This window comes from Catellatospora vulcania, from assembly GCF_009720385.1.
In the GTDB taxonomy this organism is placed as follows: domain Bacteria; phylum Actinomycetota; class Actinomycetes; order Mycobacteriales; family Micromonosporaceae; genus Catellatospora; species Catellatospora vulcania.
In genome coordinates, this window is record NZ_ML769311.1 from 145,039 (window position 1) to 151,038 (window position 6,000).

A 6,000-nucleotide genomic window follows, 5' to 3' on the forward strand; every position below is an offset into this window, starting at 1 on the left:
GGCGGGCGCGGCTCAGGAAAGCTGCTTCTTGAGCGCGGCGTCGATCGAGGCGGTGTCCGGCGACGCGTACGACTTCAGCGTCTCCTTGTTGTAGGTCAGGAACGACGGGCAGCGGTTGGCGGGCGCGTTGACGGTGCCGCCGTCGCCGATCTTCTCGCCGGTCCGGGCGTTGTGGAAGGTCAGCGTGTAACGCGAGGACATGTAGTCCAGGGTCAGCTTCGTGCCGTCGCTGGTCTTGATGTCGCACTTCTGGCCGGCGGCCTCGCTGCCCTCGACGTAGGCCAGGCAGCCGACGACGCTCACCTGCGCGTAGTCCGACGACTTCGCGTAGTACGACGCGCGCGAGTCGAGGGACTTGTAGCTCCAGCTGGTCTTCCGGGTCGGCGTGTTGGCGAAGACGTACGCCTTGGCCGAGGCCGGGGTCGTGTACTCGGCCGCGTTGAGGATCGAGCCGCCCTGGCACACGTCGCCGAAGTCGCTGGAGGAGTCCGCGGTGATCGCGTTGTTGTTGCCCGGCGGCGGGGCGGCCGCGGAGTTCCCGGGCGTCGCGCCGCGCGTCGGCGTGGTCGGCACGATCGGATCGTCGTCATCGGCGGCATTGGCGATCAGCGCCACGCCGATCCCGCACAGGATCAGCAGCAGCACCACGGCGCCGACCACGATGCCGATGATGAGGCCCTTCTTGGACTTGGCCGGCGGCTGCTGCGCGTAGCCGGGCTGACCGTAGGGCTGCTGGCCGTAGGCCGGCTGCCCGTACGGCTGCTGGCCCGGCGCGCCGTAGGACGGCGGGACGGACTGGGGTGAGCCCGGCTGGGCGTACGGGTCGCTCGGCGCGCGGTACGGGTCGGGCTGGCCGGGGGGCGGGGCGTAGGGGTCGCTCACGTGTGAATCCATTCACCTGATCTGCGGGGTTCAAACCAACGTCTGAGGACCGTAGAGTCCCCGCGCCACCGGAGGCGACTCCACGACGACGCCGCCGTGGCGGGCGGCCACGCCCGGCGCGCGGCGGGGATCGGCCCGGCATGCTGCCGGAACGCGGTCCGCTGCGGGAGCGCACGCACAGGTCATCGCATCGTTGGGCCCGCCGGCCGGTGGAGATTGGACACGCCCGATCGACCTGTCGGCACTGTCGGTGACGCGGTTGGCGGCAATGGCGAAAAGTGGCGGAGATCACGCCCTTGGGGGCGGTTTCTTCCACCCCTTGGGATCGGTCAATTGCCCCAGGGCTTGAGCGAGCCGGTCGCCTCGCCACACGTGGCGCTCACCCAGCCACCGGGCGTGCCGTAGTAGTTGGTGCTCTGACCGGAGTGGTTGCCTTCCTCGTCGACCAGGGCGTCATAGGGCACGAAGAACTCGGCGCCCTCCGCACTGGTGAACGTGCACCGCACCACGCTGCCCGGGGCGAAGTTCTCCAGCCGCACGCTGACGAAGGCGCAGGACGATCCGGGGCAGTTGTCGTTGCGCGGGTGGGCTCCCTTCACCACGGCGACCGACGCGGGCGGGGAGAACGGCGGCCACTTCACCGCGGCGGCCAGCGACAGGTACGCCAGGACGGTGCCCAGCACGGTGGCCACGATGGTGACGATCGTGCTCGTCCGCTTCAGCGGGGCCGGGGATTCCGCGGTCGACATCGGCTACTCCTGGTGACGAAGGGGCTGCCGAGATGGTACGCAGCCCCATACGCCAACCGTTCGGCCAGGTGGACCGTCCACCGGGGACGGGAGAGCGGCAGGCGCCCCGTGGGAAAGGCGCCTACCGCTCGGATGTGGCGGGACGGTCTACGCGTCAGCCGAGGCCGTTGCGCATGGCGGTGATCAGTTCGCCGTTGGAGGTGTCGCCGGACAGCTCCCAGAAGAAGCCGCCGCCGAGGCCCTGCGTGTTGGCGTACGACATCTTGCCGCCGATGGTGGACGGGGTGTCGTAGCTCCACCAGTTGCTGCCGCACTTGGCGTACGCGGTGCCCGCGATGGTGCCGGTGGACGGGCAGCTGTTCTTGAGCACCTTGTAGTCCTCGATGCCCGCCTCGTACGTGCCGGGTGCCGCGCCGGTGGCCGAGCCGCCTGGCGTCGCCTGGCTGACCCCCGTCCAGCCGCGGCCGTAGAAGCCGATGCCGAGCAGCAGTTTCGCCGACGGCACACCCTTGCTCTTGAGCTTCTGGATCGCCGCGTCCGAGTAGAACCCGGGCGTGGGGATGCCGGAGTACGACGTCAGCGGCGAGTGCGGGGCCGTCGGGCCCTGCGCCGCGAACGCGCCGAAGTAGTCGTAGGTCATGACGTTGTACCAGTTCAGGTACTGGGCTGCGGCGTTGTAGTCGGTCGCGTCGATCTTGCCACCGTTGGTGCCGTCCGCGGTGATCGCGGCGGTGACCAGGTAGCTGCTGCCGAACCGGTTGCGCAGCGCCTGCGACACGTTGCGGAAGGCGAGCGCGCCGCTGCTGTCACAGGACAGGCCGCAGGCGTTCGGGTACTCCCAGTCGATGTCGATGCCGTCGAACACGTCGGCCCAGCGCGGGTCCTCGACCAGGTTGTAGCAGCTGTTTGCGAACGCGGTCGGGTTCTGCGCGGCCTGGGTGAAGCCGCCGGACCAGGTCCAGCCGCCGAACGACCACAGCACCTTGATGTTCGGGTACTGGCGCTTGAGCTTGCGGAGCTGGTTGAAGCTGCCGCGCAGCGCGCCCGCATCCCAGGTGTCGGCGACGCCGTCCACGCTCTCGGCCGCCGAGTAGGCCCGGTCGTAGTCGGCGTAGGCGTCACCGATCACGCACTGGCCGTTGGTCACGTTGCCGAACGCGTAGTTGATGTGCGTCAGCTTGCCCGCCGACGCGCTCGTCGCGATGTTCTTGACATGGTAGTTGCGCTGGTAGACGCCCCAGTTCACGAAGTAGCCGAGCAGCTTCTTGCTGCCGGGCGGCGCGGTCGGCCCGGACGGCGACGGCTGCGGCGGGGACGGCGACGAGCTGGGGGAGGCGCTGGGCCGCGGCGAGCTGGGCGACGCCGACGGGGTCGGCGGGTTGCTCGGCGGGGTGCCGGGGCCGTCCAGGGAGAAGTCGTCGGCCTGGTAGGCGGACAGGCCGTACCAGCCGTGCACGTTGACGGTCAGCGAGGTCTGCCCGGCGGCCGTGGTCAGGTTGAGGCTGAGCTTGGTCCAGGCGTTGGCCGCGGCGGGGTTCCAGGTCTCGGTGCCGCCGGTGTAGCCGAGGTACACGTAGCCGCCGCCGCCGCGTACCCAGGCGCTGAGCACGTACGCGGTGTTGGGCAGCACGGTGACGGTCTGGCTGCACTGGGCGTGGTTGCCGGCGCTGGGCGCGCCCTGCAGGGCCCGGGCGCCGGCATGCACGGGGGTGGTGACGACGCTGCCGAGCCCGGCGCTGCAGGTCCACGGGGACAGGCTGCCGGTCTCCAGACCCGGGTTGGCGATCAGGTTGGCCGCCGAGGCGGCGGTGGAAATGGCCAAGGATGCGCCCATCGCGACAACGGTGGCGGCCGTGGCCGCGAGTATCCGGGTGCGAAGGCTCTGAACTGGGCGTTTCATGAGCTACCACCTACCTTGGGGGGTGCAGGCTGACTTCATGTAATCGCCAACATAAATTAAAGAAACCTAATAGTAAATATGGCCTTCAATGATTCATTACGCTGCGTCCGCCGTGCAGTGATCGACAGTGGTCATCGGCTGCCCGGACAGGGCAGCATGACAGGGTGCAAGCGTTGAACGAGCGCGTCGCGGAGCTCGCCGCGATGATGGCCGAGGGCGGCGTCGCCGTGCTCAGCGGCGCCGGGCTGTCCACCGAGTCCGGCATCCCCGACTACCGCGGCCCGGACGGCGTGCAGCGCCGCCACGCGCCCATGACCTATCAGGCCTTCACCCGCGAGCCGCAGTCCCGGGTGCGCTACTGGGCGCGCAGCCACCTCGGCTGGCGGACCATCGCCCGCGCCTCGCCCAACAACGGCCACCAGGCGGTCGCCGCGCTCCAGCGCCACGGCCTGCTCTCCGGCATCGTCACCCAGAACGTCGACGGCCTGCACCAGGCCGCGGGCGCCGACGGCGTGATCGAGCTGCACGGCAGCCTGGACCGCGTGATCTGCCTCGGCTGCGGCGAGATCACCCCCCGCGCCGACCTGCACCGCCGCCTGCACCGCGCCAACCCCGGCTTCTCCGCCCGGATCACCGCCGTGCACCCCGACGGCGACGTCGAGTTCGGCGACGACGAGCTGGCCGGCTTCGGCACCGTCGACTGCACCGGCTGCGCCGGCGGCATGCTCAAACCCGACGTCGTCTTCTTCGGCGAGACAGTGCCGGCCGCCCGCGTACAGCAATGCTTCGACCTGGTCGAAAGATCCCGCCTCCTGCTGGTCCTCGGCTCATCCCTGACCGTGATGTCCGGCCGCCGCTTCGTCATCCGCGCCGTCAAACTCGGCATCCCCGTGGCCATCGTCAACCGCGGCACCACCCGCTCCGACGACCAGGCCACCCTCACCCTCGACGCCCCCCTCGGCCAGGTCCTCCCCACCCTCGTCCACCACCTGGCGGGCCGCCGCCTCACCGAAACCGCCCTCTCGGGTTGATCATGAACTTATGGCACGGGTCAGCGGTGTGTCATGTCCACAACTTCATGATCAGCGCAAGGGGGAGCCGGTCTGCGGGAGGTGGCGGTCGAGGAAGCGGTTGCGGAACCTGCCCGCGGGGTCCAGGCGGGTGGCCAGGGCGGTGAAGTCGGGCAGGCGGGGGTACTGGGCGCCGATCAGATCCGGTTCGACGCCGAAGACCTTGCCCCAGTGCGGGCGGGCGCCCAGGGGGACAAGTCGGTCCTCGACGGCGCCGACGACCGGCGCGACTGCCGCCTCGTCGGCGATCCAGGTGAAGTGGAACGCGATGCTGTCCCGGCCATAGGCGGGGCTGAGCCACAGCTCGTCCGCGGCGATGCTGCGGACCTCCGACACCTGCACGACCAGCGCGATCCGGTCGGCGATCTCGTCCAGCGCGGCGAACGCGGCCAGGGCCTGCGAGCGCGGCACGAAGTACTCCGACTGCAACTCGTCGCCCGCGCTCGGGGTGAAGTCGAGCCGGAAATGCGGCAACCGCTCATGCCACGGGCCGGGCTGTCCCTGCTGTGCCGTGCAGTGCACCGGCGACATGGTGACGATCGGGTGCCGCGCCCCGTCGGCGGGCCGCGCCCCGAACAGGTCCGCGCCGAGCGGTGAGGCGTCGGCGCGCTGCTTGAGCCACACCTGCTCGATGTCCGGCCCGCGCCAGCGGGTGAACAGGCTGACGCTGTACGCCGCCCCGAACACCTCGTCGAAGTGCTCCTCCAGCGCGGCGCGGGACAGGCCCTCGTACACGTGTTGCCGCACGTCGAACGTCGGCACCACGTCGAGCGTCAGCGCGGTGACGACACCCAGCGCGCCCAGCGACACCACGCTGCCCGGCAGGTCGGCCGCGTCCACCGTGATCAGGTCACCGTCGGCGGTGACGAGTTCGAGACCGCGTACGGCGGTGGCCAGGTTGCCGTTGCGGTCCCCGGAACCGTGCGTACCCGTGGCGACCGCCCCGGCGATCGAGATGTGCGGCAGCGACCCCAGATTGTGCAGCGCGTACCCGTGCCGGTGCAGGTACGGCGCGAGCTCGCCGTAGCGGGTGCCCGCCGAGACCCGCACCGTCGAGCGCTCGCGGTCCAGCTCCGCCACCCGCGGCAGCCGAGCGACGGTGACCAGGTCGTGGGGTGTGTCCGCGATGCGGTTGAACGAGTGCCCGGTGCCCAGCGCCCGCACCTGACGGGCCCCCGCCACGACAGCGCGCAGCTCGTCCACCGTGGACGGGCGGTGCAGCCGCGCCGCGCTGAAGGTGACGTTGCCGGCCCAGTTGGTCCCGTCGGTGGCCATGACACGTGAGCCTAGATCACATCCCCCGCCCCCGTGAACGTCCGCCCACATCCGGCCCCCACCCCGCGACCCCCCCGGCGCAACTCTTAAAGAGTCGCGCCATCAGGACGCCCCTGATGGCGCG

At 70.5% G+C, this 6,000-nt stretch carries 5 protein-coding genes; 1 reads left to right on the top strand and 4 read right to left on the bottom strand.

The annotated features are described in order from the left end of the window. Positions 1–12: 12 nt before the first annotated feature. From F6W97_RS19230 to F6W97_RS19240, 3 genes are all read right to left on the bottom strand, one after another. Positions 13–882 carry a flagellar basal body-associated FliL family protein gene (locus F6W97_RS19230; RefSeq protein ID WP_155371754.1) on the bottom strand — a complete coding sequence of 290 codons (870 nt, stop codon included), beginning with the start codon at positions 880–882 and terminating at the stop codon, positions 13–15. A 329-nt stretch (positions 883–1,211) separates the two neighbouring features. After that, on the bottom strand, positions 1,212–1,631 hold the full coding sequence (locus F6W97_RS19235) for a hypothetical protein (RefSeq protein WP_155371756.1): 420 nt from the start codon (positions 1,629–1,631) through the stop codon (positions 1,212–1,214). Positions 1,632–1,785: 154 nt separating this feature from the next. Next, the gene (locus tag F6W97_RS19240) at positions 1,786–3,465 is read right to left on the bottom strand and encodes a glycosyl hydrolase family 18 protein (protein ID WP_155371757.1); all 1,680 of its coding nucleotides are present in this window, start codon (positions 3,463–3,465) and stop codon (positions 1,786–1,788) included. 230 nt (positions 3,466–3,695) lie between these two features. On the opposite strand from F6W97_RS19240, the gene F6W97_RS19245 reads away from it, so the two are divergent. After that, the gene (locus F6W97_RS19245; RefSeq protein ID WP_196279231.1) at positions 3,696–4,562 is read left to right on the top strand and encodes an NAD-dependent protein deacetylase; all 867 of its coding nucleotides are present in this window, start codon (positions 3,696–3,698) and stop codon (positions 4,560–4,562) included. A gap of 51 nt (positions 4,563–4,613) precedes the next feature. On the opposite strand, the gene F6W97_RS19250 is transcribed toward F6W97_RS19245, so the two are convergent. Next, positions 4,614–5,876, bottom strand: a complete 1,263-nt coding sequence (locus F6W97_RS19250) for an FAD-binding protein (protein ID WP_155371759.1) — start codon at positions 5,874–5,876, stop codon at positions 4,614–4,616. Positions 5,877–6,000 lie beyond the last annotated feature (124 nt).